27 protein-coding genes are annotated in these 26033 nt (G+C 69.1%); 8 read left to right on the top strand and 19 right to left on the bottom strand.

Translation table 11 applies throughout. The features are described from left to right. Positions 1–354 precede the first annotated feature (354 nt). Together ACTOQ2_RS04260 and ACTOQ2_RS04265 are read left to right on the top strand one after the other, a co-directional pair. Positions 355–1278, top strand: a complete 924-nt coding sequence (locus ACTOQ2_RS04260) for a GNAT family N-acetyltransferase (protein ID WP_440098358.1) — start codon at positions 355–357, stop codon at positions 1276–1278. Positions 1279–1393: 115 nt separating this feature from the next. Further along, positions 1394–1768, top strand: a complete 375-nt coding sequence (locus ACTOQ2_RS04265) for a DUF427 domain-containing protein (protein ID WP_440098360.1) — start codon at positions 1394–1396, stop codon at positions 1766–1768. 211 nt (positions 1769–1979) lie between these two features. Here the strand turns inward: ACTOQ2_RS04265 and ACTOQ2_RS04270 are convergent, their stop codons facing one another. The 3 genes from ACTOQ2_RS04270 to ACTOQ2_RS04280 form a co-directional block, all read right to left on the bottom strand. Beyond that, positions 1980–2663 (bottom strand): hypothetical protein, encoded by a 684-nt coding sequence (locus ACTOQ2_RS04270; RefSeq protein ID WP_440098361.1) that lies wholly within the window; start codon positions 2661–2663, stop codon positions 1980–1982. Positions 2664–3307: 644 nt separating this feature from the next. Beyond that, positions 3308–3763: an NUDIX domain-containing protein gene (locus ACTOQ2_RS04275; protein WP_440098362.1), complete on the bottom strand. Its 456-nt coding sequence runs from the start codon at positions 3761–3763 to the stop codon at positions 3308–3310. Positions 3764–3809: 46 nt separating this feature from the next. Beyond that, the gene (locus tag ACTOQ2_RS04280) at positions 3810–4517 is read right to left on the bottom strand and encodes a PaeR7I family type II restriction endonuclease (protein ID WP_440098363.1); all 708 of its coding nucleotides are present in this window, start codon (positions 4515–4517) and stop codon (positions 3810–3812) included. Between the two features lie 172 nt (positions 4518–4689). Here ACTOQ2_RS04280 and ACTOQ2_RS04285 point away from each other — a divergent pair, with 172 nt between their 5' ends. Next, entirely contained in the window at positions 4690–6378 is a 1689-nt protein-coding gene (locus ACTOQ2_RS04285) for an Eco57I restriction-modification methylase domain-containing protein (RefSeq protein ID WP_440098364.1), read from the top strand. Between the two features lie 227 nt (positions 6379–6605). Here ACTOQ2_RS04285 and ACTOQ2_RS04290 read toward each other — a convergent pair whose 3' ends face one another. The 3 genes from ACTOQ2_RS04290 to ACTOQ2_RS04300 all read right to left on the bottom strand — a co-directional run bounded on the left by ACTOQ2_RS04290 (position 6606) and on the right by ACTOQ2_RS04300 (position 8395). Further along, entirely contained in the window at positions 6606–7283 is a 678-nt protein-coding gene (locus ACTOQ2_RS04290; RefSeq protein WP_440098365.1) for a class I SAM-dependent methyltransferase, read from the bottom strand. Between the two features lie 87 nt (positions 7284–7370). After that, entirely contained in the window at positions 7371–7577 is a 207-nt protein-coding gene (locus ACTOQ2_RS04295) for a DUF397 domain-containing protein (protein ID WP_440098366.1), read from the bottom strand. Continuing rightward, on the bottom strand, positions 7568–8395 hold the full coding sequence (locus ACTOQ2_RS04300; protein WP_440098367.1) for a helix-turn-helix domain-containing protein: 828 nt from the start codon (positions 8393–8395) through the stop codon (positions 7568–7570). Before ACTOQ2_RS04300 ends, ACTOQ2_RS04295 begins: the two co-directional genes overlap by 10 nt. Positions 8396–8617: 222 nt before the next feature. Here ACTOQ2_RS04300 and ACTOQ2_RS04305 point away from each other — a divergent pair, with 222 nt between their 5' ends. After that, entirely contained in the window at positions 8618–8977 is a 360-nt protein-coding gene (locus tag ACTOQ2_RS04305; RefSeq protein ID WP_440098368.1) for a hypothetical protein, read from the top strand. After that, positions 8917–9459 carry an ATP-binding protein gene (locus ACTOQ2_RS04310; RefSeq protein WP_440098369.1) on the top strand — a complete coding sequence of 181 codons (543 nt, stop codon included), beginning with the start codon at positions 8917–8919 and terminating at the stop codon, positions 9457–9459. The genes ACTOQ2_RS04305 and ACTOQ2_RS04310 overlap by 61 nt, the downstream gene beginning before the upstream one ends. A 90-nt stretch (positions 9460–9549) precedes the next feature. Here the strand turns inward: ACTOQ2_RS04310 and ACTOQ2_RS04315 are convergent, their stop codons facing one another. After that, the gene (locus ACTOQ2_RS04315) at positions 9550–10128 is read right to left on the bottom strand and encodes a TetR/AcrR family transcriptional regulator (protein ID WP_440098371.1); all 579 of its coding nucleotides are present in this window, start codon (positions 10126–10128) and stop codon (positions 9550–9552) included. Positions 10129–10254: 126 nt separating this feature from the next. Between ACTOQ2_RS04315 and ACTOQ2_RS04320 the strand changes: the two genes are divergently transcribed. Continuing rightward, positions 10255–10659, top strand: coding sequence for a nuclear transport factor 2 family protein (locus ACTOQ2_RS04320; protein ID WP_440098372.1), 405 nt, complete (start codon positions 10255–10257; stop codon positions 10657–10659). Between the two features lie 123 nt (positions 10660–10782). Here ACTOQ2_RS04320 and ACTOQ2_RS04325 read toward each other — a convergent pair whose 3' ends face one another. Next, complete coding sequence (locus ACTOQ2_RS04325) at positions 10783–11364, bottom strand: hypothetical protein (protein ID WP_440098373.1); 582 nt, start codon at positions 11362–11364, stop codon at positions 10783–10785. A 197-nt stretch (positions 11365–11561) separates the two neighbouring features. Here ACTOQ2_RS04325 and ACTOQ2_RS04330 point away from each other — a divergent pair, with 197 nt between their 5' ends. Further along, a complete protein-coding gene (locus tag ACTOQ2_RS04330; RefSeq protein ID WP_440098374.1) occupies positions 11562–12848 on the top strand; it encodes a hydroxyacid-oxoacid transhydrogenase in 1287 nt (428 codons plus the stop codon). 23 nt (positions 12849–12871) lie between these two features. Here ACTOQ2_RS04330 and ACTOQ2_RS04335 read toward each other — a convergent pair whose 3' ends face one another. The 3 genes from ACTOQ2_RS04335 to ACTOQ2_RS04345 all read right to left on the bottom strand — a co-directional run bounded on the left by ACTOQ2_RS04335 (position 12872) and on the right by ACTOQ2_RS04345 (position 15821). Beyond that, entirely contained in the window at positions 12872–13474 is a 603-nt protein-coding gene (locus tag ACTOQ2_RS04335; RefSeq protein ID WP_440098375.1) for a DUF5994 family protein, read from the bottom strand. 391 nt (positions 13475–13865) lie between these two features. Beyond that, on the bottom strand, positions 13866–14759 hold the full coding sequence (locus ACTOQ2_RS04340) for an NAD(P)-dependent oxidoreductase (RefSeq protein ID WP_440098376.1): 894 nt from the start codon (positions 14757–14759) through the stop codon (positions 13866–13868). Positions 14760–14762: 3 nt separating this feature from the next. Continuing rightward, entirely contained in the window at positions 14763–15821 is a 1059-nt protein-coding gene (locus tag ACTOQ2_RS04345) for an NAD(P)-dependent oxidoreductase (protein ID WP_440098377.1), read from the bottom strand. A gap of 184 nt (positions 15822–16005) precedes the next feature. On the opposite strand from ACTOQ2_RS04345, the gene ACTOQ2_RS04350 reads away from it, so the two are divergent. Further along, positions 16006–16341, top strand: a complete 336-nt coding sequence (locus tag ACTOQ2_RS04350) for a winged helix-turn-helix transcriptional regulator (RefSeq protein ID WP_440098378.1) — start codon at positions 16006–16008, stop codon at positions 16339–16341. A gap of 9 nt (positions 16342–16350) precedes the next feature. Here ACTOQ2_RS04350 and ACTOQ2_RS04355 read toward each other — a convergent pair whose 3' ends face one another. The 8 genes from ACTOQ2_RS04355 to ACTOQ2_RS04390 form a co-directional block, all read right to left on the bottom strand. Further along, positions 16351–18384, bottom strand: coding sequence for an anthranilate synthase family protein (locus ACTOQ2_RS04355; RefSeq protein ID WP_440098379.1), 2034 nt, complete (start codon positions 18382–18384; stop codon positions 16351–16353). Then, positions 18381–19088, bottom strand: a complete 708-nt coding sequence (locus tag ACTOQ2_RS04360) for an isochorismatase family protein (RefSeq protein ID WP_440081490.1) — start codon at positions 19086–19088, stop codon at positions 18381–18383. The genes ACTOQ2_RS04355 and ACTOQ2_RS04360 overlap by 4 nt, the downstream gene beginning before the upstream one ends. A gap of 111 nt (positions 19089–19199) precedes the next feature. Beyond that, positions 19200–19970: a 2,3-dihydro-2,3-dihydroxybenzoate dehydrogenase gene (locus tag ACTOQ2_RS04365; RefSeq protein WP_440098380.1), complete on the bottom strand. Its 771-nt coding sequence runs from the start codon at positions 19968–19970 to the stop codon at positions 19200–19202. 13 nt (positions 19971–19983) lie between these two features. Next, positions 19984–21459, bottom strand: a complete 1476-nt coding sequence (locus ACTOQ2_RS04370) for an amidohydrolase family protein (RefSeq protein WP_440098381.1) — start codon at positions 21457–21459, stop codon at positions 19984–19986. Next, the gene (locus ACTOQ2_RS04375; RefSeq protein WP_440065701.1) at positions 21456–21737 is read right to left on the bottom strand and encodes a phosphopantetheine-binding protein; all 282 of its coding nucleotides are present in this window, start codon (positions 21735–21737) and stop codon (positions 21456–21458) included. Before ACTOQ2_RS04375 ends, ACTOQ2_RS04370 begins: the two co-directional genes overlap by 4 nt. A gap of 7 nt (positions 21738–21744) precedes the next feature. Next, the gene (locus ACTOQ2_RS04380) at positions 21745–23478 is read right to left on the bottom strand and encodes a (2,3-dihydroxybenzoyl)adenylate synthase (protein WP_440098382.1); all 1734 of its coding nucleotides are present in this window, start codon (positions 23476–23478) and stop codon (positions 21745–21747) included. Continuing rightward, the gene (locus ACTOQ2_RS04385) at positions 23479–24642 is read right to left on the bottom strand and encodes a ketoacyl-ACP synthase III family protein (RefSeq protein WP_440098383.1); all 1164 of its coding nucleotides are present in this window, start codon (positions 24640–24642) and stop codon (positions 23479–23481) included. It lies immediately after the preceding gene. Then, positions 24639–25985: a salicylate synthase gene (locus tag ACTOQ2_RS04390; protein WP_440098384.1), complete on the bottom strand. Its 1347-nt coding sequence runs from the start codon at positions 25983–25985 to the stop codon at positions 24639–24641. Before ACTOQ2_RS04390 ends, ACTOQ2_RS04385 begins: the two co-directional genes overlap by 4 nt. Between the last annotated feature and the right edge of the window lie 48 nt (positions 25986–26033).

Consider the following 26033-nt stretch of genomic DNA (forward strand, 5'->3'; position numbering starts at 1 on the left):
GTGTTGAGGGGTGTGCGTATGGCCACCTCGGCGACAGGTTGAGGGGTGTCCATGTTGTCGCCTCGGCGACGGCCCGCCGATCCCATGTCCGGCGTTCGAGCACACGCCCTGCGGGCGCGCCTTCTCCTGGGTGGCCCTGCCGGTACCTGCCCGCTCAGGACCTGTTTCGAGCCCCGTGAACGAAGCTCGGGGTGATGTGCTGGATCGTGGCCGCCTGCCACGGCCTCACCCCTCGACTCGCTTTCCCCTCGGAAGGTTCTGCCGCATGCCCGGGGAAGCCCCTCGGAAGGGCTGTCGCGACCAGGGCTCCCCCTGCGGCGAGTCTCCATATCGAGACTGAACAGAGAATTTCCCGTGAGTGATCAGAAATACCGGATACGCCCCATGGGCCCGCAGGACCTTTCCCGTGCCGTCGAATTGTTGAACGAGACGAGCGCCCACGATGTCCGCCACGTTCTCCTGTCGGAGCTGACCGGGGATTCGGCCGCCGCGCCTCTTCTCGCGATTGTCGCCACAAGAGCGGATGCCGTCGTGGGCGCGGCGAAACTCACGGCGGATCCCGTGTTTCCCGAAACCGTCTCGGCTTTGATCTCCGTCGACGCGGGCGCCAGGGGTCTCGGTGTCGGCTCGGCACTCGCCGAGCGGGTGGAGGCCGGGCTGCGACTCCTGAGGGGCGGAACGGCGACCTGCTCGATCCGGGACGACCTGCCTCGCGGGCGCGCGTTCGCGGAACGTCATGGTTTCACGGTCGCGCATCACAGCCTGGGTTTCCGCTTCGACCTGACCGGCTCCGGGTACTCGCTGGCCGCGCGGGCGGCCGAGACGGCCGAGCGGGCCGGGGTACGCATCCGGAGAGCGACCATGGCCTCCGAAGAGGACCTGATCCTTGAGTGCTTCACACGTTGCAGGATCGGGCTTCCCCTCCCGTACGGAAACCGCCCTGTCGACGTTCGCGCACGACTTCTGCAATTCCCGCCCGGGAGCGTGTATCTGCTTGCCGATTCACCCGATGCCGGGTCCGTCCGGCACAAGGGCATGAGCATCCTGATACCGCAGGGGCGAAGTTGGTACGTGCGTTTCACCGGCACCGATCCCGACTTCCGGGGGCGGGGAGTGGCAACGGCCGTGAAGGCGGGTTCACTTCTGTACGCCCAGCGGACCGGGGCCGAAAGCGTCACCACCCACAACGACGAATCCAACACGCCGATCATCCGCGCCAACAAGGCACTCGGCATGGTGCCGGACGTCGGATACTGGAGCCTGTTGCGTGATCTGTGAACGATGCGCGGAAGTGTCCGGCCCATGTTCACCCTGGGGACTTGAGGGCGCGGGGGGCGCGAGGGCGCGGGCACACCGGTCCGGCAGACTGGACATGACAGAAAGGGGTCCTGCCATGACCGACAAGCCCATCCTGCAGCCCAGCCCCAGTCATCCGATCACGATCACGGCGAACCCGGCCCGGGTCGTCGTCTCGATAGGGGGCAAGGTGGTCGCCGACTCGCGGCGCGCGCTGACGCTGCGGGAGGCGGCGTACCCGCCGGTGCAGTACGTCCCGATCGACGACGTCGACCGCTCGCTGCTGGAGCGGACCGACACCGCCACCTACTGCCCGTTCAAGGGCGACGCGAGCTACTACACCGTCACGGTGGACGGGAAGCAGGCGGTGGACGCGGTGTGGTTCTACGAGTCGCCGCACCCGGCCGTCGCCGAGATCAAGGACCACGTCGCCTTCTATCCCGACCGGGTCGACTCCATCGTCATCGAGTAGCCACCCGCCTGGATCCGAGACGCTTTCCCGGTGCTCCCTTTACCCCCTGTGCTCCGCGTTTCCGGTGTTCCCGGTGTTCCCGGTGTTCCCGGTGTTCCCGGTGTTCCCGGTGTTCCCGGTGTTCCCGGTGGGAGGACCTTTTCCAGGAACACGGCCGGGCCCGAGCGGCGGCCTGTGCGGACCGCTGCTCGGGCCGGCAAGGCACTGCCGGTCAGCTCCACCTGATCGATCGCGCGTCGTCGTTGAAGTTGCGGCCGTTGATGACCGGCATGACCGCCCGGTCATTCAGGTAACCGGTCGCCGGGGGGAGGAAATTCGTATAGGCATAGTGGTTGGTGAAGCAGTTGGAGTAGTTCTTGAAAGAGGAGATGCGGTCCCACCAGTGCCGCGGAAGATTGAACGAGTAGTCGATGTCAGCGGTCGAGCCGGTGCATGTCCGGGAGCCTCGGAAGGTGTATGAGGCGCCCCGGTAGTTTATGTGCTCATACTCGATCCCGATTATCATCAGAGCCCCGTTGGCGGCGGGAGCCGCTTTGGCGCTGACCGACTTCTCACTGCTACCGAGCAGCGCGTCGAGGACGGGGTCGTCCACACCTTCGACGGCGGTGGGCGGAGCGTCGGTGACGGCGCCGTCGGTGGCGAACCGGATCGCCTCGGTGAACGTGGGGAAGCAGTGCTCCGTCCCCGGTTTGTTCAATCCTCCGATCACGTCGACGACGCAGTTGTTGGCGGGGGTGGGGGCGGGTTCCCCGGGTGTCGCGGCGGCCCCGGCCGGTGCCGAGACAAAGGCGATCAGAGGCAGGGCCGTGCCGAGCCCCGCCGCGAGGAGGCGCAACCGCCGTACGGCGTCACGCTCGACTCCCCGACGCGATTCTGTTCCGATTTCCTGCTGCATTTCCCTCTCCCTGTCATTCGACATCTCTGATTCACGTCACGCTTTCCGGAGCCGTGGGCAGGGATTCTTTGCGTTCGATAAATCTTGTGCGCCCGCTACCCGCCGCATGTTTTCCGTACCTCTCGCGCGCCGGTTCGCGCCGCCGTCCAACTCAACGTGGACTCCCTGCTCATCCGCTACAGCGCGCCACCCGTTCACATCTCCATGTCGCGCCCGATTTGCCAGTGAATGCAATCTTTTGACAGCTATTCATGCTGGCTATTCGGTGCGTCGTGTTCGAATGTAAATGGCACACGGTCACCCGGAAAGGCAACACGGCAATGTGAATCCGATTATCGGGGCCAGGGTTAGCAATATCCCAACAAAGTAGACTTGTCTGCATATACCGACACGAATTGGCCGCGGTTGCCCGTCATTCGAAGCCGTCGACCGGGAACCCGGGACGCTCATCCCGGCACGCGTCGGCCCGGCCTCGGCGATATGTCCATCCGGCGGCGAACGGGATGCCAGGAACCCGAACGGTGTCCTGCACGTCTGACAACTCGTGCGAACGCGTCAGCGCCTCTACGAACCGGCCACGGCATTCATCCAGCGCGGGGACGCCTCGTGCCACGCCTGGTCCGGGGGGCTTTCCGCGGAGGAGGCTAGACGTACTCGCGCTGGATGAGAAGGCGGTGTGACTCCTGAAGCTCTACCGGCAGGTCGTCCGGGGTGAACCACCCCGCCTCCAAGATCTCGAAATCGTCGAGTTTGAGCGTGCCGCCGGCGAACTCGGCCTCGTAGGCCACCTCCAGGCGCAGCCGGTAGCCGCTCTTCAGCCGGACCAGCTCTCCGACGTGGACCTTCAGCCCGGTTTCCTCCCACACCTCGCGGCGGACCGTGTCCTCGAAGGTCTCCGACCGGTTCGCATAGCCGGTCGGGAGACCCCACTGCCTGCCCTCCGGCCAGAAGCGGTGCTTCAGCAGGAGGACGTTGCCGTCCTGGTCGCGCACTATGCCGGTCACCCCGACCATGAACGTGGCGTGCCGAAGCCAGTTGACGCGCCACTGGAGTGAGCCGCTGGTCAGCCTCCAGAGCGGGACGAGCAGCTTCTTCACCATGAGTCCCAATTCCCATCCGTAGGCCGCGGACCGTCGTATCCGAGACTCAGCGCATCGCGTCGAGAACGGTCTTCACGTATTCGACCTGCCCTCTGATCTGTACGGCGAATGCCGCTGCCGTGGCCGTGGCCAAGGGCTCGTTATATACGATTCCATTGTCAGTTACTTTGGTGGTGACGAACCAGCTGGCTTGGTAGACACGCTCCCCGATGAATCGCCTGACCATCTCCTGATAGCGCTCACTGTAGGACATTCCATCAAATATCGGATCAGCTGGGAAAAGGGCCTTTGTCGAGCGACCCTTCTGCTCGGTCTCGGCTGTTTCCTGCAACACGAACACGTACCCTAGCCAGGGCGGAACCTCGCCGTAGGTTTCGTTCTTGGCCTGTGCCGCATGAGTGTCCGTCGCGGTCCCGAGAGCTTCTTCGAATCGATTGTTGATGTTCTTCGCGACACTGCCGACCTGCGACTTGAGCTCGATCGCCGCAACAAGAACACCTTCCCGCACGACCACCAGATCCCACTGCTTGCGGACCCGATAGTAGCCGGGCAAGTAGGGTTGTCCCATTTTAATGCAATCCACGGGGATTCCGGCATTGATGAATTCTTGAGCGACCAGTTTCGTGAAGCCCCCCATGTGGCCGTTAGCGCGAGCACCTCCACCGGACTTTCCTTGATCTTCGAGTTTTTCTATCTGATCCTTCCTCTGTGACCAGAACTCCTCGACCGCCTTCCGGACTTCTTCCTCGCGCACCGCCGGCGCTCTCCTTACTCCTGGTCGGGGGCTTGAATCCGATCAAGGTAACAGGGAGAAGCTCCGCATCGCGGCGGTTCGTCCACTCGTCCCGATCCGCTCTCGGTCGCACTCCGGCCAACCACGGTCACGTGCGCGACCGTGGATCACCACACCCCCGTAAGGTGACATCGTGAGAACTCCTGCCCTGGCCATCAACCCCGTACCTCGCGCCGCACTGGCCGACATACCAGACGAGGCGGTGGAGCACGGAGAGGTGTTCACTCGCGATTGGATCGTCGGGTTGATCCTTGACCTCGTCGGCTATCGCCCCGATCAAGATCTTTCCTTGTTACGGCTCGTCGAGCCCGCATGCGGTACCGGGGCGTTCCTCGGCATGATCGCCCAGCGCGTCAGCGACTCATGCCACAAGCATGAGCGAGACATCACAGACGCTCTTGAGGCCGTCATGGCATCCGACCTTCTTCCTCGGAACGTGGCGGCGTCCCGAGCTCTCGTCGAGCGTGTCCTCACAGCGGAAGGCTGGGCATCTGACAGCGCTTCCCATGTGGCTCAAACCTGGGTGCGACGAGCCGACTACCTGCTTGAACAACCTCTGGACACTCAGGTGGACGTCGTCGTCGGCAATCCGCCCTACATCCGTCTGGAGGATCTCCCCGAGGAGCGGATGAATCTCTACCGAGCTCTCTGGCCCACGATGGTGGGGCGGGCGGACATCTATGTCGGCTTCTTCGAGGCCGCTCTCCGCTCCCTCCGCGCCGGGGGCCGGCTCGGCTTCATCTGCGCGGACCGGTGGATGCGCAACCAGTACGGCAGGGAGCTCCGCAGGCTCGTAGGTGATGAGTTCGCGCTGGACGCCTGCATCACCATGCACGACGTCGACGCCTTCGAGGAACAGGTCTCGGCGTACCCGGCTGTGACGATTCTGCGTCGAGGCGTTCAAAATTCTGCGGTGGTCGCTGATACGACAAGCCGCTTCGGAGAGGCTGCGGCTCAGGATCTCCTCTCATGGATCGACCGCCGAGAAGATCAGCCCCTCAGAAAGGAGACTTTCGAGGTTGCGAGGATGCCCCATTGGTTCTCAGGTGATGACATGTGGCCGTCGGGCTCGCCCGCGCGCCTCGCGGTCCTCGAAGATCTTACGGAGCGATTCACGACCCTCGGTCAAACGCCTGGGGTGCGAGTGGGAATCGGCATCGCGACCGGAGCCGACAAGGTTTTCATCACCCGTGATCCCGATCTCGTCGAGACTGATCGGCTTCTTCGGATGTCGATGGTCCGCGACACGACCAGCGGTCGGCTTGAGTGGTCCGGGCATTATCTGGTCAACCCGTGGGATGCCACCGGCAATCTAGTGGATCTTGAGCAGTATCCGAAGCTTCGCAGGTACCTCACACGGAACGCCATTGACCTTAGAAGTCGCTATGTCGCCAGAAAGAGCCCGGATAAATGGTACAAAACAATTGATAAGGTTGAGCCTGGCCTCAGGCAGCGACCAAAGCTTCTATTTCCCGACATGAAGCTCAGTAGCCATCCAGTTCTTGACAAAGGCGGCGAGGATGGCTATTACCCACACCATAATCTCTACTTCATCACTTCCGATGTCTGGGACCTGGAAGCCCTTGGCGGGCTCCTGTTGTCCAAAGTGGCGGAATCTTTCGTGGAAGCATACGCGGTGAAGATGCGCGGCAAGACACTCCGCTTTCAAGCTCAATACCTCCGACGCATCCCCGTTCCGGATCCTGCGGCACTTACCGAGGCACAAAAAGAACAGCTGATCGATGCTTTCCAGAAGCGCGATGTCGAGGCGGCGACATCAGCAGCCTTGGACGTTTACGGACTCACCGAATGGCCTGGTTAACCGGGCGTCGAGGTCGAACGTAGCTCGACGAGTGACCGCTGGAGGCTGCCTCGACTGAAGGAGATTCAGCGCTGGAAAACCCCTCCTTCGTGCTTGATCGCCTTCGGCCCCATGATCCAAAATTGGACGAACTCGGGTTCTGACGGCCAAGACAGCGGCTCACGCAAGGCCGTGTACGCCTGAAGATCAGACGCTACCCGTTCGGACCATGGCGCCCGAGCCCGGTTTCACGAACCGTGGGCGTAGTAGGAGTCGACCGCGGGCTGGCCGGTGTAGTTGGGCCCGGCGCGGTCGTCGGAGCCGAGATAGCGGTAGGGAAGGTCGACGACGCGCCGGCCCCGGCAGGTGATCCGGCGGCGCCGGGGGTCGTAGTCCAGCCCGGCCTCCCGCAGCGCCGAGGCCAGCCGGCGCCCCGCCGGCACGCCGTCCTCCATGAGGACGCTCCGGGTGTCGAGGTTGCCGACGAACAGGCCGTCCTCGGCCAGCCAGCCGGCGGCCCGGGACAGGACACCGAGTTTGTCGCCCACGTAGTGCAGACCGTGGACACAAGTGATCAGGTCGAACGGCTCCTCAGGCTCCCAGCCGGTGATCGAAGCGGTGACCAGCCGCAGCCTCGGCGGGCGCGACGGCCCGGCGAAGAAGTCGACCAGGTCGACACCGACGATCTCCGCCTCGTCCCCCAGGTGGCGAGATACCTCGAAGAGAGCGCGGGCCGAGCCGCAACACAGGTCGAGCCAGCGCACCCTACGCCCGGCCTTCACCCGCTCGCGCAGGACCTCCAACACGTCGATGCCCAGCTCCCGGCCGTACCCATTGGAACCGGTCAGCCCCCGCTCCCGGTTCATCACCCGGTTCGCCACCACCGACGAGCGCTCCAACGCCTCGTCGTCAAGCAGTTCCGCCAAGGGGGCGCACTCCCTCTCGTCGGTCGCCGCATCTGTCCGGTGGAAGCTCAAACCGGTTCTCGACGGCGCCGGGTGTCGTGTTTCCCGTCAGGTCAGTCGGTCGAACTCACCGATCTTGACGCCACCGACGAAGGTCCGCCACTCGGCAGGGGTGAAGAGGAGCTTGTGACCCTGAGGGTCCTTGCTGTCGCGAACCGCGACCACACCCGGCAGGTTGGCGGCCACCTCGACACACTGGCCGCCGTTGTCTCCGGAGCGCGACGACTTCCGCCATACTGCGGCACTCAGGTCCATTCCTGCCTCGCTTCCTCGATCATTTTGAGGGACATGCGGTCAGGATAAGCCCATCGGCGTATGGATTCATATCTGTTCCATATCAAGGTCACGGAATCCTGGTCGGTCGTGACGTGTCCTTCGATCGACGAATCGACATGGATGGTGTCCGGTTGACCGTTCGGGAGTTCGGCGATCATAAAAGCGCCCAACATACCCGCGGTGCAATCTGGATCGACGACTTGAACGGCGACCGTAGGCCGCTGGGCGACCTCCAGCAGGTGGCCGAGCTGTTCCCGCATCACCTCGGGGCCGTTGACGCGACGGCGAAGGACGCCCTCGTCTATGAGGACGAGAAGCATCGGGGGGTCGTCCTTGTCGAGGATTTGCTGGCGTCGCATGCGGGCCTGGACGCGCTCTTCCACCTCGTCGGGGGTAGCCCGGGGACCGTGGGTGAAGAGGTGCCGGGCGTAGCACTCCGTTTGGAGGAGGCCGGGGACGAGAAGAGGGTCCCAGGAGCGGAGGACGAGGGCGGCGGGTTCTATCTCCTCGGCCCAGCCGATGAACCAGGCCGGGCCGCTGGGACGGGCGACGATGTGTCGGCGCAGGTCCGTGAAGTGCGTGCTGCCGTTGGAGCCGAAGAGCAGGTCGAGCCGCTCGGCGTCGGATCTCGACGGCGTGCGGGTGGCGGACTCCAGGCGGCTCACCTGCGTCTGCGTGCATCCCAGGCGTGAGGCCACTGCGCTCTGGGACAGTTGCGCGGCCTCGCGCAACCGGCGCATCTCAGCCCCGAAACGCGCGTGCGGGGATCCGGGCTCCGGGGAGGTCTCGACGCTCATCGCATTCCTCCTGAAATAGAGAAAAACGGCCTTTTGGGTTAATGGGCGATGTCAGCTCTTGGTATCGACAGGCCGACCGTCGGCATTTTCAGCTATCTCTCGGGTTACCGATCCGGTTATGTCCTCACCTCTCATGAGGGCAATCTAAGCACACGTCCTCTCTGTTCGACAGGACGAAAAACAAAGCGAACCCGCGCCTTTAAACCGGAGACGAGACGAGTGATGAATGATCAGAACGGCGACCTTTCACGCCTCAATCGCGCTCACCGGAGACACTCGGAGGACAGGAGCGCGACAGCGGTCGAGCAGCACGAACGATTCGTCCATCTGACCCGGCTCGGCTGGGATCTGCACCGGCTCGGCGTGTGCACCTCGCTGGTCCTCCCGGTGGCGGGGCAGCCGATTCTGGAGATCCGTACGGCGACGGGCGCGGCACTGGTCAGGATCACGGTCGTCCGGCGCTTCTGCGGGTGGGCGTTCGTCTGGCGGCCCTGGTGGGCGCGGCTGTGGCAGCGCGGGGAATGGGTCTGGGCGGAGGCCGACAACGCAGCCGACATGATCATGTCGGCGGTGACCGCGTGAGATCCGAAAAGGAGACCACGGGGAAAGAGGACAGCTGTCCCGGACATCACGGTGAAGGAACTTCGACAGCGCCGTGGGCGGGTGGGCCGTACGGCGCGTGGCGGAGGGTGTTTCCCGGGCGGGTGGAATCCGTGCCGGAGGCTCGGGCCTGGGTGCGCGACCTGCTGGCAGGGCAGGTCGCGCACCCGTTGCTCGACGACGTGCTGCTCCTGCTGAGTGAACTGACCACGAACGCCGTGGCCCACTCCGACTCCGGGCGTACGGCGGATGGACGGGTGACCGTCTACGTGGCGCGTACCACCACGACGGTTCACGTGGAGGTCACCGACGATGGATCGGCCGCGAGCGCGCCCGCCGTGCGCGTGCCGGAGACCGACGACGACGGCGGGCGGGGGCTGTGGCTGGTGGAGATGATCGCGGCCGGGTGGGGGTCGCACCGCGACGGCGCGGGCGGGTCGGTCTGGTTCCGGGTGCCGGGGTAGGTCCGCGCGCCCGGCCACTCGAAGGTGGTGGAGGGCGTACGGACCTCCCCGTCATTACGGCGAGGGGAGCAACGGGGGCGCTGGGGGCTTTTACAGTGCCATGCCGTGGCGCAGGATCCGTAACAGCCGTCGCGCATGGCTCGCGTCGGCGCCGGCGATGGCGGCCGCGCTTGTCAGGGCCAGCAGGTCACCTACCGCGAGGTCGGATCGGACGGCTCCGTCCTCCTGCGCCCTGAGGAGCAGAGCCTCCGCGGTCGATCTCATCGACTCATGCCAGCGATCGAACAGTTCGGTGCGCCGCTCGTTCCTGCTTTCGGTGCCCGCGAGGGCGAGGGTGCCCTTGGTCGCGACGTGGACGACGAAGCCGTCCAGCCAGTCGAAGAGCGCCTCGACCGCCGACGGCTCCCGAAGCAGTGCCGCACCCCGCTCACAGAGTGCGGCGACCTCCTCCGCGTACACGGCGACGAGCAGGTCGCCACGAGTGGGGAAGTGCCGGTAGAGAGTCGCGTTGCCAACGCCCGCTCTGCGCGCGATGTCGTCCAACGCGACCTCGGGACCGTGTTCTTCGAAGAGCTCTCTCGCCGCCGACAGCAGCAACCCGGCGTTCCGTGCGGCGTCGGCTCTGCGCCCTCGTCCGGGAGTGGTCGGACTGTCGCCCGTACGCGCCATCTGCCTGCTCCAGACTTGTTAATGGGGACTTCCCCGTTTATGGTAATACCCGTAAACGGGGAGGTCCCCATATCGCTCACCCGGGTTGACGACGCGTCTCGTCGGAGCCCTTACGGGAGGACTGCCATGGCGCTCACCGCCGAGGATCGCGTGGCCATCACGGAGCTGATCTCGATGCACGGTCACCTGATCGACGCCGGGAAACTCGACCGGCTGCACGAGCTGTTCACCGCCGACGCCGTCTACGACGTCAGTGATCTGGGCGGAGGGACCATCGAGGGGCTGGCCGCGTTTCGCGACGCGGCGCTGGCCATGGGCGAGAGCAATCCGGTCGGCCACCACGTGACGAACATCGTTGTCACCGAAACAGCCGACGATCACGTACGCGCTCTGTCCAAGGGCATCGGCATCATGGCGGACGGCACGTGCGGAAGCGTGACCTACGAGGACACGGTCTCGCGCGGCGACCTGGGCTGGCGAATCAGCCATCGCAGGGTGCTCGCGCGGCGAGCCCCTCTGGGCGCCGGGTAGGAACGGCTCCACGCCCTCGCGGGGCACCCGGGCAAGCAGGCCGGCGGAACGGGCTCAGGCCCTGGTCCGCCGCCGTTCACCGTCACCACGCCCTCCTGCCCGGGGCCGGACCCCGTTCCGGGATCAGTTGTCCCAGGTGGCGTTCTTCAGGATCGTGGCCAGGCCGGGGGTGGCCCACTGGTCGACGACGAGGATCTTCGACTGCGGCAGGTACCACTCGCGCTGGTTGAACGTCGACTTCTGCTCGCCGCCGCTGTACGACACACACCTGCCGGGCCAGACCCGGTAGTGCGCCTTGTGCGCCACCCCGATGTTCCGGTAGCCGACCACGATCGCCTTGCCGATGACCTGCCCGTACCTGGGGTCGGTCGGGCAGCGCTGCACGTCGGAGGCCGGGTAGTACGGGCCCTGCGTGGGGTCGTAGCGCCGGAAGCCCTCTCCCCCGCGCTTGAGCGTCTTCGGCCCCATGACCCAGAAGCTGTCACATCTGGGCTGGAAGTAGCCGCCGTTGGGCCGAGCGCAGGCACCGGTCACCACTCGGATCTGGTCCGCGGTCCCGTACACCCGCCAGGAGTTCGGGATCTCCAGCGTCAGACCGGCGCGCAGCCGGAGCAGCGCGGTGGAGGAACCCGCGGACGCGGGGAGCTGGGCCGCCAGCACCGCGGCTCCTGCCACGGCGGTCACCGCGATCGTTCTTTTCATCATGGCGGCGACGATATGGAGCCCGGCTTGTCATCGGCTTGCAGGCTTCTTGTCCTCGAAAGGCTCCTGTTGCCCTCGAAAGGCGCCATCCCCAAGATCGGCGGGCGGGTGGGCCGGAGCGACATACCGCTGGGTATGCTCGCTGACGCGGATGCCCCCGTCCGATGACACGGGTCAGAATCGCGAGAGAGGAGCCGGACGTGTTCAGTACTCCGAGCAACCCCGAGTCCGTCTTCACCTACGGCGCCCCCGCCCTGAAGTTCGGGCCGGGCGCCTCCGCCGAGATCGGCTTCGATCTCGGGCAGTACGGCGCGCGCCGCGTCCTCGTCGTCACCGACCCGGGGGTGGCCGCGACCGGCGCGCCGCGGCGGATCGCCGAGCAGCTGGCGGGCTTCGGCATGGAGGCGGGCGTGTACGACGGCGTGCGCGTCGAGCCGACGGACGAGAGCCTGCTCGCGGCCGTCGAGTACGCCCGCGCCTCCGGCCCGTGGGACGCCTTCGTCGCCGTCGGGGGCGGGTCGAGCATCGACACCGCCAAGGCGGTCAACCTGCTCACCACCAACCCGGGCGAGCTGATGGACTACGTCAACGCGCCCGTGGGGGGTGGCCTGGCACCGTCACGGCCGCTCAAGCCGCTGGTCGCGGTGCCCACGACGACGGGTACCGGGTCGGAGAGCACCACGATCTGCGTGCTCGACGTGCTCGATCTGAAGGTCAAGACCGGGATCAGCCACGCCCGGCTCCGCCCGGTCCTGGCGGTCGTCGACCCGGACCTGACGATGTCCCAGCCCCCGGAGGTGACCGCCGCCTCCGGGATGGACATCCTCTGCCACGCGCTGGAGAGCTACACCGCCCGCGCGTACACCTCCTACGAGCGCAAGCGTCCCGAGGAGCGCGTCCCGTACTGCGGCTCGAACCCGGTGGCCGACATGTGGTCCGAGCGGGCGCTGCATCTGCTCGCGCGGTCCTTCCGCGCCGCCGTACGCGACGGGGACGACAAGGAGGCGAGGGCGCGGATGGCGCTGGCGGCGACGTTCGCCGGGCTGGGGTTCGGCAACGCGGGCGTGCACATCCCGCACGCCAACGCCTACCCGATCGCCGGGCGCGTGCGGGACTTCCGCCCCGAGGGCTACCCGGGGGACGAGCCGATGGTGCCGCACGGGATGGCCGTCGCGCTGACCGCCCCCGAGGCGTTCAGGTTCACCTTCGAGGCGCGGCCGGAACGGCACCTGCGGGCAGCCGAGCTGCTCGACCCGTCCGCCACCAGGCCCGGCGACCTCGCGGAGTTCCTGCCCGGCGTGCTGGCGAGGCTGATGCGCGACGTCGGGATGCCGAACGGCATCGGCGGCGTCGGGTACACCGAGGCGGACGTCCCCGCGCTCGCGGAGGGGGCGATGAAGCAGCAGCGGCTGCTCGCCACCGCCCCGCGCCCGGTCGGCGAGGACGACGCCGCGGGGATCCTGAGCCGCTCCCTCACCCTCTGGTAGGGGGCAGCGGTGCTCGCCTCCGGTCATCTGTGGCCGCCCTCGTCCTCCCAGGACGCCTGGCCGTCGTCCCCGGTGGCCAGAGCGGCCGGGGTGACCGGGGTGACCGGGGTGACCGGGGCGGCCGGGGTGACTGGAGCGACCGGGGCGGCCGGGGCCGTGCCCGAGGCGGCGGCGGTGAGGATGCCGGCCGGGCCGGTGGCGACCTCGGGCGTGATGGCCAGCCTGAGCGCGTTCGCGGCGGTGGCGCCCTCGGTGCCCGGCGGGATCACCAGCAGGTTGACCGGCTCCATGTTCACCGGGATCAGGGTGACCACGTGCGGGTCCATGTGGCGGAACCAGCCGACCTTCACCTGCCGGCCCGGGGCCGCGACGCGGTGCGGGATGTCGTCCCACGCCTTCAGGGACAGGCCCACCCGCAGGACGTGCCGGCCGAGCAACTCGTCGACCGCGGCGATGAGTGCGGGCAGCTCCGCGGTGGCGTCCAGCGAGTACGGCCACCAGGCCCCGTCCACGGCGCCCCTGCGGCCGAGGGCGGGATCCAGGCTGAGGCGTACCTCGGAGGGGGCGTTCGCGGTGACGGCACCGGGGGTGGAGGGTGCGCCGTGGGAGAGAAGCTCGGACGTCATGATCGTCTGGCCTGTCTCGGCCCTGGGGGACCGGGGTTGCCTATCGCCTTGGGCGACGCCGACCCGAATGCCAACGCACGAAATGTCCTTGGTACCCCTATTCTACCTCGGCTCCCGTCCCGGAGCCGGGATCGGACGACGGGTTCCGCGCGGTCTCAGTGCGGTTCAGTGCGGCAGTGCGGTTCAGTGCGGTTCGGTGCGGTTCAGTGCGGTTTCGGTGCAGCATGACGCGCGCCCACCGCCTCCGGGCCACCACGAGACCAAGCACCCCCATGATCACATGCGTCGTCCGCCTCAGTCCGTCAGGGTCCGGCCGGACACGGGCGCGGCGGGGACGCGTGCCCGGCGATCCCCGCTCGTCACCGGACCCGCCGGGGTCACCGGTCTTCGGTCAGGAGGCCGCCGGTACGGGCCTCGTGAGCACCTCCGCCAGGCGTGAGAAGCTGTCGCCGCCCTGACCGGCGTCGATGGCCCGCCGGGCGACGGCCCGGGCGGCGCTCAGCACGCCGGTGTCGATGCCCTGGTCCCGGGCCGCGTGGATGATGTGCTCCATGCCGGCGACGGCCGACAGGATGGTGGACTCGTCGCCTGGGTGGTCGCCGGCGTCGAGGTGCTCCGCGAACTCGTCGATGATGTCGGGGAGCAGGGCGCCGATCCCCTTGGCGAGCGGGGCGAGGTCCCTCGCCGCGATGTTCTCGGCGGCGGCCAGGGCGAAGGCGTGGACGAGGCCGCTCATCGACGTCCAGAAGAGGTCGAGCAGGGCCACGTCGTGCGCCGCCGCCCTCCCGGGGTCCGCGCCCAGGTAGGCGGAGGTGCCGCCCAGGCTCGCCAGCGTTCGCAGATGGGCTCGGTGGACCTCCTCCGGCCCGCTGTACAGGACGACGGCCGCCGGTCCCCCGATGGTCGGCGTCGGGGTCATGATGGCCCCGTCGAGGTAGTCGATGCCGCGTTCGGCGGCCCACGCGGCCGTCAGGCGGGCACGTTCCGGCGTGTCGGCGGTGAGGTTGACCAGGGTGCGGCCCTTCAGCGCGTCGGCGGCCGGGTCGACGATCGCCCGCACGGCGTCGTAGTCGATCACGCAGGCGATCGTCAGCGGGCTCGCCGCGACCGCGTCGGCGACCGTGTCCGCGCGGATCGCTCCCCGGGCGACGAGATCCTCGGCTTTGGCGGCCGTCCGGTTCCACACGGTCGTGGGATGGCCGTGCGCGAGGAACGCTCCGGCCAGTGCCTGGCCCATCGGCCCCAGGCCGAGAACCGTCACGGGGGCGGGGTGGTCGTGGGTCATGTCCTACTCCGATCCGATGTCGTGCGATCCGGCGTCCGCGGGGTCCGCGACTTTCATGAGGTCCGTGCCTTTCGCGAGGACCGCACCTCTTGCGGGGACCGCGCCGCTCGCGGGGACCGCGCCGCTCGCGGGGTCCGTGCGAAGCAGGTCGATCAGGGCCGAGAGGTCGTCGTCGCCCCGGTTCGCGGCGACCCCACGGTGGAGCAGCGTCCCCATGGGCTCCAGCAGCTCGGTGCTGACGCCCTGGTCCCTGCCGGCGTCCAGCAGGTTAACGAAGGCCTCCGCCTGCATCCCCAGGTTCGAGGCGGTGGCGGAGTGGTCGTTCGCGTCGTACGCCTTCGCCATCTCGGGAAGGCTTGTGATCATGGCGTTGAGCCACGAGACCACCAGCGGCGTGAACTCCGTCGCCGGGACCTTCTCGGAACCGACCATGGCGACGGCCTGGAAGAAGCCGCCGAACATCCCGTACATCGCGCTGAGCAGCGCGATGTCGTACAGGGCCGCCCGGCCCGCGTCCTCGCCCAGGTGGGAGAGGGTGCCCAGCGCCGACAGGGTCCGCTCGTGAGCGGTGAACGTCTCCGGCGACCCGCTGCAGAGGATGAGGGATGCGGGGCTCCCGATCATCGGGGGCACCGCCATGATGCCGCCGTCCAGGTAGTCCGCTCCCTGTTCGGAGGCCCAGCGGGCCAGCTCGCGCGCCTGGCGGGGCGTGCCGTTGGTGAGGTTCACCAGGGTCCGGCCCGCCAGGAGGCCGGCCACGGTGCCGGGGGTGCCGGAGCCGTCGAGGGGTCCGGGGGTGTCGAGGACGTCCGCGACGTCCTCGAGACCGGAGGCGCCGGGGGCGCCGAGGACCTCGCGGACCGCGTCGTAGTCCAGCACGCAGACCACGACGACCGGGCTCGCCGCGACCGCCTCGGCGGCGGTGGCCGCCTCGGTCGCGCCCCGCTCGGTGAGCTCTCCGCCCTTCCCCGCGGTACGGTTCCACACGGTCGTGGGATGGCCGTTGTCCAGGAAGGCCCCGGCCAGTGCCCTGCCCATCGCCCCCAGACCGATGACTGTCACCGGCGTCCGAGCGTCGGTATTCATTTATCCCCCTATTTCATGCGGTGTCGGCACAAGAAGGTCCCAGTCCCGGATCCCTTCGTGACCCCGGCTGGGACGTTTCGATGCTGGCGCGCCGCTGAAATTTCCTCAAGTACCTACTATTTTGTCAGGTACTAACCTTTTCGTAAGTATGGAGAGCGGGATGAAGAAACAGACCTACTCGTGCGGGCTCGACGCCGCCGTCGACGTCGTGGGCGGCAAGTGGAAGGCGCTGATCCTGTGGGCCCTCCACTCCGGGGCCCTCCGGTTCGGCGAGCTGAGCCGGAGCGTGTCGGGCATCAGCGAGAAGATGCTGATCCAGCAGCTCCGGGAGATGGAGTCGTACGGCCTGGTGCACCGCGAGGTCTATCACCAGGTTCCGCCGAAGGTGGAGTACTCGCTGACCGAGTTCGGCCACTCGCTCAACACCGCGCTCATCCCGCTCGGCGAGTGGGGCGAGATCCACATGGAGACCATCGAGGCCCTCCCCCGCCCCTGAGCGCACGTCTCACCGGGAGGGCCCGGCCTCGGACGGGACGGGGTGCTCGGCCTGTACCAGCAGGTCGCTGAGGATCTCGCCGAGGATCTCCACGCCGTTGCGGGTCAGCACCGACGCGGGGTGGAACTGCACCGAGACGAAGCCGGGTCCGCGCAGCGCGTGGACCTCGCCGCTCGACGCCTCCCTGAACACCTCGACCGTGCCCTCGCGCTCCCGGCAGGGGAACCGGTCGGCGGGGCTGCGGGCGGCGAAGGTGTTGTAGAAGCCCACCAGCTCCGTCCGCCCCAGGAAATCGATCTTCCGCTGCACGCCCTGGTTGGGGAACGGATTGCGGCCGAGCTCCAGCCCGAGCAGCGTGCTGAGCACCTGGTGGCCGAGACAGACCGACAGGAAGGGGATGCCCAGCTCCAGCAGGCGCCGCGTCGCGTCCCTGAGATGGGCGATCTTGAAATCGTCGTGGTCCCTCGGGTCCCCGGGGCCCGGGCCGACGATGACCAGGTCGTGCTCCTCCAGCCGGTAGTCCTCGTCGAACCTGCGCACGCTGACCTCGCACCCCAGCGCGGCGAGCTGGTGCCTGGCCATCGCGGTGAAGGTGTCCTCGGCGTCGATCACCAGCACCCTGCGGCCGACCAACCTGGGCACGAGGTGCCTGCGGTTGTCCGGGCCCTCGAACCAGAAGCCGGCGAGCGGCGCGTTCCGCTCGATCAGTGCCCGCCGTATCCGCGGGTCGGTGCCCATGTCCGCCGGCTCGGCGGGAGCGCCGACGTCGCCTCCCGGCGCGTGGCGCAGCGCCTCCAGCAGCCCCGCGGCCTTCGTTCGGGTCTCCTCCGCCTCGGAGGCCGGGTCGGAGTCGCGGACCAGCGTGGCGCCGACGGCGATCCGCATCCGGCCCGCCGCGTCGATGTCGGCGGTGCGGATGACGATCGCGGAGTCCAGCGCCCGGCCGCCCGCCTCGTCCCGGCCGATCAGCGCGACCATGCCCGCGTAGTAGTCCCGGCCCTCCGGCTCGTAGCGGCTGATCACCCGGCAGGCGCTCTCCAGCGGGCCGCCGGTGACCGTGGGCGCGAACATGGTCTCCCTCAGGATGTCCCGCACGTCCAGCGAGCTGCGCCCCTCGATCAGGTACTCGGTGTGCGCCAGGCGCGCCATCTGCTTGAGGTACGGGCCCACCGTGCGGCCACCGAGGTCGCACACCCGGCCCATCATCTTCAGTTCCTCGTCGAGCACCATGTAGAGCTCGTTCGCCTCCTTGCTGTCGGACAGGAAGCCGAGCACCCCGCGCACCTCGGGCCCCTCCGCCGGGTACCGGTAGGTGCCGCTGATCGGGTTCATCACCACGGTGCCCGCGTCGAGGCTGATGTGCCGCTCGGGCGAGGCGCCGACGAAGGTGCGCCCGCCGGTGTGGATCACGAAGGTCCAGTGGCAGCCGGGGTCCCTGCCGAGCAGCCGCCGGAAGAACGCCAGCGCCGTGCGGGTCGACCAGTTGGTGATCTCGGCGGAGAACGACCGCTTGATGACGAAGTTCGCGCCCGTTCCCCGGCCGATCTCCTCGGAGAGCACCCGGCGCACGGTGGCCGCGTACTCCTCGTCGTCGGAGTCGAAGTCGCCCTCGCCCAGCTCGATCGGCCCGTCGGGGAGCCGGTCGAGGACCTCGCCCATCGGCAGCACGGCCTGGTCGACGACGGTCATCGCGAGCAGCGGGGCCTCGTCGTCGGGGAACGCGTACCCGCGCTCGCCGATCTGGCGGTACGGCAGCATCGCGAGCACCTCGTGCCGGGCACCGGCACCCCGGGAGGCGTCGTCATCGGGCGGCAGCGGGATGTCCGCGATGCGGCCGACCTCGGTGGTCTCCCCGATGAGCAGGTCGAGCCGGTCCGCCCCGGTCGAGCCCGGACGATGCAGCAGGGCGAACGGGGGCGCCTGCGGACCGAGGATCCGGTCGAGCAGGAGCGTCCCGGCCGCCGCATTCATCGCCCCGGCCTCCGCCGCGTTCATCGCCCCGGGCATCGGCCCGGTCGTTGTCGCGGTCGTTGTCGCGGTCATCGTCCCGCTCCTTCCAGCGCCGCCTCGTCCAGGACCGTCGCGTCCGGCGCGGCCCCGTCCGCGGCCGCCCCGTTCAGCATCGCCAGCGCGGACCGGGTGGACAGCGTCACCGAGCACCTCGACGCCGCGTAGTCCAGCGCCTGCCGGTGGTACTCCCGCGAGAAGTCGGCCACCGCGTCCGCCACCACGAACGTCTGTATGTCCTGGGAGAACCCCTCGTGGGCGGTCATCAGGATTCCGACGTGGGCGTACACCCCGCAGATCACCAGCTGGTCGCGGCCCCTCTCGCGCAACAGGTCGAGCAGGCCGGTACGGCAGAACGCGCTGGGCCGCCACTTGGTGAACACGACGTCGGGGCCGAACGGGGCCAGCCGGTCGATGATCATCCGGTGTTCCGGGGCGGAGCTCATCCCCGCGCCCCAGAAGTCCTTGAGCAGGCCGCGCTGCTCGTCGGTCATCCCGCCGGGCTGGGCGGTGTAGACGACCGGCGCGCCGAGCGTGGCGAAGCGCGCCCGCAGGGTCGCGACGTTCTCCACCAGGTCGGTCGTGGGGGCCTGCCCCCGCGGGAACGGGCTCAGGAAGTAGTTCTGCATGTCGTGGACGAGCAGCACCGCGCGATCGGGATCGATGGTCCAGCGCGCGATGTTCTCCGGCAGCTCGTCCTCGGTCGGCATGGGATAGGACTCGATCGCCGGGATCGCCATGGCGTGCCTCCGCTCTTCGTTAAGTCTCTTCGTGACGTCTCTTCGTGACGTCTTTTCGTGGGGTTCCGGGCTCCGCGGCCCGGCCGGGCTCTCGGCCGGGCGGGGTCGTGCTCAGTTGCCGAGGGCGGCGCCGCCGTCGACCGTGAGGTCCTGCAGGGTGATGTGCGCGGCACGGTCGGAGAGCAGGAACAGCACCGCGTCGGCGACGTCGGCGGGCCGCGCCAGCCGCCCCATCGGGATGCCGACCCTGAAGGTCTCCGGCGCGCCCTCGATGGAGACCCGCAGCGCGTCGCCTCCGGCCCACAGCGAGGTCAGCATCGGCGTGTCGGTGGAGCCGGGGGCGACCACGTTGCACCGGATGCCGTGCTGGGCGAGCTCCAGCCCCAGGCACTTGGTGAAACTGCTCGCCGCGGCCTTGGACGCCGCGTAGGCCGCCATGTTCCAGCGCGGCGTCCTGGCCGCGTTGGAGGCCAGCGTGACGATCGCCCCGGACCCCCGGGGGATCATCCGGTTGGCCACCGCCCTGCTGACGTGGAACACGCCGGTCGCGTTGACCGCGAACGTGGTGTCCCAGTCGTCGTCGGTGAGCGAGGCTCCCGCGCCGACGCGCAGCACCCCGGCGGCGTTGACCAGGTAGCCGATCGGCCCCAGCTCGCGTTCCGCCCGCTCCACCACGATGTCCACCTCGGCGCTGGAGGTCACGTCCACGACGAAGCCCCGGACGCGGTGCCCGGCCTCGGCGAGATCCTTGACGAGCGGGTTCAGTGCCTCGGCGTTCGCGTCCACCGCCGCGACGGCGACGCCCTCGGCGGCCAGCGCCCGCACCACCGCCTCGCCGATACCGCCTGCCGCCCCGGTGACCAGGGCCGTCCTGTCATGCATCGGTGGTACCTCCTCATCGGCGTGCCGCACGGGTCAGCGTGGCGACCAGATCGGGGTCGACACCGAGGCAGCGCACCGAGAAGGCGCCGAGTGCCTCGATGTAGTCGGCTTCGAGCTCGTCCTCGTCGAGACCGGTGGCCCTGCCGCCCTCCACCAGCGTCCGGCCCGCGACGATCACGGTGTCCACGTCCGTCGAGCCGCCGAGCGCGAGGAAGCTCTCCAGCGGGCGCGGGTTGAGCAGGTAGCGCCAGTCGTCGGCGGGGACCAGCAGCAGGTCCGCCTGCTTGCCCGCCTCGATGCTGCCGATCTCCCCCGCCCAGTCCAGCCCCCGGGCAGGGAGCCGGGTGGCCATCGCCAGCGCGTCGGTCGGCAGCACCTCGGTCGGGTCGGCGTACATCTCGTTGTAGATCTGCCAGGTGACCCGCATGGCCTCGGCCATGCCGCCGACCGGCAGCGCTGCGCCGTCGGTGGACAGCGAGACGTCCAGCCCGGCGCGCCGGAACTCCGGCATCGCCCGGGTCTCGGTCAGCGAGGACTCCCCCGCCGGGCCGTACTTCGCCGGCGAGTGGCTGATGTGCGCGTTCGCCGCGACGAGCATCTCGCGTTCCTCGTCGTCGGCGAACGCGCAGTGCACCGCCATGAACCGGTCGGAGAGCAGGCCGAGCTCGGCGAACCTGCGCACCGGGGTCGTGCCGTAGTAGCTCCGCGTCACCTCGGCCTCGTTGCGCAGCGCGCCGACGTGTGTCGCGAACGGCACGTCGTACTCGGCGACGAGTTCGGCGAAACCGACACCGAGGTCGTCGGTCATGTTGACCCCGTAGACGGAGGTCGGCCGTGCCCGTACCAGCCCGCTCGTGTCCCCCGCGCAGTCGCGCAGCAGGTCCTCGATCCGCCGCAGCACCACGTCGGCGTCGCGGGTCCTGCGGAACCGCGACTCGCCGGGGGCGCACACCGCGTCGCTCGCCCAGGTGCTGACCACGCAGCGCATGCCGAGGTGGCGGGCGGCCGAGGCCAGCGCCTCGGGTCGGTTGAACGAGCCCACGTCCCCGAGGGTGGTCGCGCCGGAGCGCAGCTGGGTCCACATCGAGTAGCGGGCGATGGCCTCGGCCTCGTCCGGGGTGAGCCGGTCGATCTGGTCGTGGAAGGAGTCGAAGACCACCGAGATCTGCTGGACGTCGCCGCCCAGCGCCATGAACGCGGGCTTGTCGTCGCGGTCGGCGGCGGGCCGCAGCGCCCCCTTGAAGGGGAACCGCATGGCGAACAGGTCGTGCCAGTGCGCGTTGACGAAGCCGGGCAGGATTATCTTCCCCCGGGCGTCGATCGTGCGCAGGTTCTCGCGCCGCCGGGGTTCCATGGCGGCCTCGACCTCCGCGGTGGTCCCGGCGGCGACGATCCGCTCGCCCTCGACGAGCACGGCTCCGTCGGGGACGACGCGCGCCCCGGCGTCGGCCGGGTAGAGGCAGCCGCCGCGGATCAGCAGCGCGCTCATCCGACGGCCTCCCCCGATTTCACCTGCCGGGCCTCCCAGGCCGCGCGCAGGTGCCGCTGCCACGCGTCGACGGTCGGCTCGGCGGCGAGCTCGCCGAACTCCACCGCGACGCCCTGGCGTCGCCATCGGGTGACGAGCCGCATCATCTCCAGGGACCCCAGCCCGAGGAAGACGAGGTTGGCGTCGCCGGTGATCTCGCCGGGCTCGGTGCCGACGATCGTCGCGACGGTCTGCCGCAGGTCGTCGGCCGTGGGCGGTGCTGAGATATCGCGTTCCATGTCTGGTTCACCTTTCCTGGTGTTCGGGGGTGGGCTCCGCGGGCGCCCACCGGCGGGACAGGGCCGGGTCCTTCGCCGCGGCGGCGAGCACCTTCTTGTCGATCTTGCCGAGCGGGGTCAGCGGGAAGTCGTCGACGAACTCCACGCGGTCCGGCAGCTTGAACTCGGCCAGCCCGCGCTCGTGCAGCGCCCGCTTCAGCTCGGCCGGCGCCGGTTTCCCGTCCTGTTCGCCCCGATGGACGATGAACGCGTAGATCCGCTCGCCGAGGAACTCGTCGGGGACCGGCACGACCGCCGCCCTGGCGACCGACGGGTGGGTGAGCAGGTGGCCCTCCACCTCTCCGGCCGCGATCTTGTCTCCGCCGCGGATCACCACGTCCTTCAGCCGTCCCTCGATGACCAGGTTCCCCTCGGCGGTCAGCCGGGCCAGGTCACCGGTGCGGTAGAAGCCGTCCTCGGTGAAGGCCCGCCGGTTGTGCTCCTCGGCGCGGTAGTAGCCGCGCAGTGTGTACGGGCCACGGGTGAGCAGCTCGCCGGTGGCGCCCGCGGGCACCTCGGCGTCCCGCTCGTCGACGATCCGCACCTCGTCGGCCGGTGAGATCGGCCGCCCCTGGGTGTCCACGACGGACCCGGGATCGTCGCCCTTCCTGGACATGGAGAGCATTCCCTCGGCCATGCCGAACACCTGCTGGAGGCGGCAGCCCAGCTCGGGCTCGATCCGCGCGGCCAGCTCCGGCTGGAGTCTGGCCCCGCCGATCTGCAGCACGCGCAGGCTGGACAGGTCCGCCTCGGCCCACGCCGCCTCCTCCAGCCAGAGCTGCGCCACGGTGGGGACGACCGAGGTGATGGTGACCCTCTCCCGCTCGATCGCGCGGAAGCAGTCCTCCGCGACCGGGCTCTCGGCGAGCACGACCGTGCCGCCGGAGCCGAGCGTGCCGACGACCCCCGGGCAGCCCCAGGTGAAGTTGAACTCCACCGGCAGCGCGGCCAGGTAGACGTCGTCCGCGCCGAGCTCGCAGAGCTCGGCCACCGCCCTGGTCTGGTACGCGTAGTCGTCGTGCGTGCGCGGGATCAGCTTGGGCAGCGCGGTGGTCCCGCCGGAGAGCAGGAAGAACGCCACGTCCGACGGGTCGCTCCCGGGGAGCGGGACCGGGTCGGCGTCCACCCGCGAGAGCGGGATCACCGCGGCGGCCGTGGCGGTCTCGTCGCCGCTGCTCTCGCCTGTCTCGCCGCTGCTCTTTTCCTCGCCCTCCTCGCCGGTCTCCCCGTCCATGACGAAGATCCGGCGCAGGCTCGGTACCTCGGCGGCCATCCGCAGGGCGAGCGCGGTGTGGTCGAACCCGCGATGGACGCCGGGGACGACGTATCCGGACGCGCCTGACAGCTCGCACAGGTGCCTGATCTCGTTGGCCCGGTGCGACGCCAGGGAGAACACCGGCTTGGCGCCCACCCTGAAGAGCGCGAAGGCCACGATGACGAACTCGGGGACGTTGGGCAGCTGCAGGACGATCCGGTCGCCGGGCTCGATCCCGAGCCGGTGGAAACCCGCCGCCATCCGGTCGACCCGGTTCTCCAGGTCCCGGTAGGACAGTCGCAGCCTCCCGCCGACCAGTGCCGTACCGTCTCCGAACGCGTGGGCCCAGGTTCGCGGGAGGTCGCCGAGGCGTTCCCCGCGCCAGAGTCCCTCGCGCCGGTAACGGGCGGCGAACTCCTTGGGCCATGGCGTGCATCCGTCAAGCATCTACCGGCCTCCGTTCTCCGGCTCGCGGTTCCCGGGCTCGTGGTTCTCGTCTTGGGGGTCGTGGTTCCGGGGCTCGTGGCTCTCGTTCCGGGGTTCGTGGTTCCCGGGCTCGTGGTTCTGGAGCTCGGGGTTCCCGGGCTCGTACGGGGCGACGATCTCCACGACCGCGCAGCCGGCCTCCATGCCGGGGGCGCTGCCGATGAGCAGCACGTGGTCGCCGGGAGCGACCTGCCCGCTCGTCCACAGGTGTTCCAGGCCGATGAACGGGTCGGCGGCGCCGGCGTGCCCGACCCTCCGGGTGAAGTCCCACAGGCCCCGGTCCGCGTCGATCTCCAGGGGGTCGAGGAACATGCCCTCCAGGGAGCCCCGCGCGAAGCCGGTGTGGCAGACGCGGGTGACCTTCTCCATGGAGATCCCGGCCTCCGCCAGCGTCCGCCCGGCCGCCTCGGCGACGCACTCGCCGAAGTGCCCCATCGGGGGCGCCTTCCCCTCCGCCCACTGCCGGCGCCAGTAGTCGCTGCGCTCCTCGAAGTTCAGCGAGCGGCCGACGGTGATGCCGGGCGGGAAGAGCACCTCCCCGCCGCGGTGCAGCTCCTCCATCCCTGGATTGGAGACCGTCCCGAAGGCCAGCACCCGGGCGAAACCGCCGCGCCGCGACACCACCGCGGCGCCGCCGCCGTCCGCGAGCAGGAACATCCTGGAGGCTCGCCACCGGTCCACCAGCGGGGTGGAGAAATTGTCCCCGGCGGTCAGCAGCACGGCGTCCCTGTCACGGTCGGCGATCAGCCGGTGCGCGGCCATCTCAAGACTCGCGATCATGCCGAGGCAGCCCTGCCTGACCTCCAGCGCGGTGATCGGCCGGTTCAGCGTCCTGCGCAGCACGTAGTGCGGCGCCGACCAGCCGTCCGGCCCCTGGTGGTAGCTGTCGCTGTGCAGCAGCGCGCCGAAGTCGTCCGGCTCGTGCCCCGACCGGCGCAGCGCGACCAGGGCCGCGCGGGCCGCCATCTCCGGGGCCGGCGTCTCGCCGGCCACCATCACGGCCTCCATCCCGGAGGCCTCGCGGTCGGCCCGGTCGTACCAGGACTCCCGGACCGCGTGCTCGGTGGTCACCACGGGGGGCAGGTAGGCGCCCACCCCTGCGAGGTAGATGTCGTCGACCCTCATCGCGCACTCCCCTCGACGGCGGGGACCAGGTAGCGCGCGACGCTGTCGAGCTTCTCGCAGGTCTCCTCGAACTCCCGCTCGGGAGTGGACTGCCCGACGATGCCGGCCCCGGCGCGCAGCCAGGTGCGGCCGTCCTGCCGGTAGGCGCTGCGCAGCACGAGTGCCGCGTCCATCTCGCCGGTGTGGTCGACGGTCAGCACGGCCCCGCTGTACAGGCCGCGCGACTCGGGCTCGTGCCTGCGGATCGAGGTGTACGCGGCCTCCTTCGGCACGCCGGACGCGGTCACCGCGGGGAAGACCGCGCCGAAGGCGTCCCACGCCCTGAAGCCGGGGGCGAGCCTGCCGGACACCTGGGAGGCGAGGTGCTGGACGCTGCCGCGCTCGCGGATCGCCATGAACTCCGGCACCTCGACCGAGCCGGGCACGCAGACGTCGACGAGCTCGTCGGTGCCGACCTTCACCGAGATCGCGTGCTCGTAGATCTCCTTGGCGGAGGCCAGGAGGTCGGCGCGCAGGCTCTCGTTCTCGAGCAGGTCCGAGGTGAGCGCCCTGGTCCCGGCCAGCGGCTGGCTGACCACGTGGCCGTCCGCGGACACCTTGACCACGATCTCCGGGCTGAACCCGGCCGTCTCCACGCCACCGAGGTTGAGCAGGAACGACCGCGCGGGGTTGTTGCCCCGGCGCCCGGCCAGGTAGGTGGCGATCAGGTCGATGTCCTCGTCGACGTCGACGACCCTCGACAGGATGACCTTGTTCAGGTCGCCCTGGTTGATCTCCTCGACCGCGAGCTTCACCGCGAGCCGGTACGCGTCCTCGCCGAGCTCACGCACATCCAGCGGCTTCGGCGCTCCGTCGGGGGTCTCCACGGGGCTGGAGATCGCCTCCAGCAGCGCGGTCAGCGTCTCCTGGTCGGCGGCGCGGAGGTGGGCGTGGCCGTCCTCGATGCGGACCTCGGCCTTCGGCACCACGAGGTGCAGCAGCCGGCCGTCACCGACGTGGTCCAGCTTCCCCTCCTTGGCGTAGGAGAGCTCGAAGGTCGCCCAGCCGTACGCGCGCCAGGCGGGGACCTTCACGGTGTCGAGCAGCCGGGCCACCTGGCGCAGGGGCCGGTCGCTCCAGGGCAGGACGACATCGGGCTCGTCCTCCTGGACGAGCCGGGCGCCGTTGCGGTCCAGCGTGACCTCGGCCCGGGCTCCCCCCGCGTAGGACCACTTCCCTCCGCTCTCGTACACGACGTACGCCGCGTGCAGGCCGGAGCCGGCGAGCCTGGCCGCGATCCGCGGCGGCTCCTCGGAGAGGGGGATCTGCGTCTCGAAGTAGTGCAGCCACCTGTTGGAACTCATCTGCGGGCATCCTTTCCCGGCCGGGGGAAGTACGTGACGAACAGCGGC

Origin of the sequence: Streptosporangium sp. H16 (genome assembly GCF_051918855.1) — a bacterium.
Taxonomy (GTDB): Bacteria; Actinomycetota; Actinomycetes; order Streptosporangiales; family Streptosporangiaceae; genus Streptosporangium.

What these genes read in the sequence shown, in the direction of transcription:
- ACTOQ2_RS04310 (WP_440098369.1), top strand. Translation starts at nt 8,917, where the DNA reads ATGGGTCTGGGCGGAGGCCGACAACGCAGCCGACATGATCATGTCGGC.
- ACTOQ2_RS04315 (WP_440098371.1), bottom strand. Translation starts at nt 10,128, where the DNA reads ATGGCGCGTACGGGCGACAGTCCGACCACTCCCGGACGAGGGCGCAGA.
- ACTOQ2_RS04390 (WP_440098384.1), bottom strand. Translation starts at nt 25,985, where the DNA reads ATGAGTTCCAACAGGTGGCTGCACTACTTCGAGACGCAGATCCCCCTC.
- ACTOQ2_RS04275 (WP_440098362.1), bottom strand. Translation starts at nt 3,763, where the DNA reads ATGGTGAAGAAGCTGCTCGTCCCGCTCTGGAGGCTGACCAGCGGCTCA.
- ACTOQ2_RS04295 (WP_440098366.1), bottom strand. Translation starts at nt 7,577, where the DNA reads ATGGACCTGAGTGCCGCAGTATGGCGGAAGTCGTCGCGCTCCGGAGAC.
- ACTOQ2_RS04370 (WP_440098381.1), bottom strand. Translation starts at nt 21,459, where the DNA reads ATGAGCGCGCTGCTGATCCGCGGCGGCTGCCTCTACCCGGCCGACGCC.
- ACTOQ2_RS04300 (WP_440098367.1), bottom strand. Translation starts at nt 8,395, where the DNA reads ATGAGCGTCGAGACCTCCCCGGAGCCCGGATCCCCGCACGCGCGTTTC.
- ACTOQ2_RS04320 (WP_440098372.1), top strand. Translation starts at nt 10,255, where the DNA reads ATGGCGCTCACCGCCGAGGATCGCGTGGCCATCACGGAGCTGATCTCG.
- ACTOQ2_RS04380 (WP_440098382.1), bottom strand. Translation starts at nt 23,478, where the DNA reads ATGCTTGACGGATGCACGCCATGGCCCAAGGAGTTCGCCGCCCGTTAC.
- ACTOQ2_RS04355 (WP_440098379.1), bottom strand. Translation starts at nt 18,384, where the DNA reads ATGACCGCGACAACGACCGCGACAACGACCGGGCCGATGCCCGGGGCG.
- ACTOQ2_RS04375 (WP_440065701.1), bottom strand. Translation starts at nt 21,737, where the DNA reads ATGGAACGCGATATCTCAGCACCGCCCACGGCCGACGACCTGCGGCAG.
- ACTOQ2_RS04340 (WP_440098376.1), bottom strand. Translation starts at nt 14,759, where the DNA reads ATGACCCACGACCACCCCGCCCCCGTGACGGTTCTCGGCCTGGGGCCG.
- ACTOQ2_RS04270 (WP_440098361.1), bottom strand. Translation starts at nt 2,663, where the DNA reads ATGCAGCAGGAAATCGGAACAGAATCGCGTCGGGGAGTCGAGCGTGAC.
- ACTOQ2_RS04265 (WP_440098360.1), top strand. Translation starts at nt 1,394, where the DNA reads ATGACCGACAAGCCCATCCTGCAGCCCAGCCCCAGTCATCCGATCACG.
- ACTOQ2_RS04360 (WP_440081490.1), bottom strand. Translation starts at nt 19,088, where the DNA reads ATGGCGATCCCGGCGATCGAGTCCTATCCCATGCCGACCGAGGACGAG.
- ACTOQ2_RS04325 (WP_440098373.1), bottom strand. Translation starts at nt 11,364, where the DNA reads ATGATGAAAAGAACGATCGCGGTGACCGCCGTGGCAGGAGCCGCGGTG.
- ACTOQ2_RS04335 (WP_440098375.1), bottom strand. Translation starts at nt 13,474, where the DNA reads ATGACGTCCGAGCTTCTCTCCCACGGCGCACCCTCCACCCCCGGTGCC.
- ACTOQ2_RS04305 (WP_440098368.1), top strand. Translation starts at nt 8,618, where the DNA reads ATGAATGATCAGAACGGCGACCTTTCACGCCTCAATCGCGCTCACCGG.
- ACTOQ2_RS04350 (WP_440098378.1), top strand. Translation starts at nt 16,006, where the DNA reads ATGAAGAAACAGACCTACTCGTGCGGGCTCGACGCCGCCGTCGACGTC.
- ACTOQ2_RS04365 (WP_440098380.1), bottom strand. Translation starts at nt 19,970, where the DNA reads ATGCATGACAGGACGGCCCTGGTCACCGGGGCGGCAGGCGGTATCGGC.
- ACTOQ2_RS04385 (WP_440098383.1), bottom strand. Translation starts at nt 24,642, where the DNA reads ATGAGGGTCGACGACATCTACCTCGCAGGGGTGGGCGCCTACCTGCCC.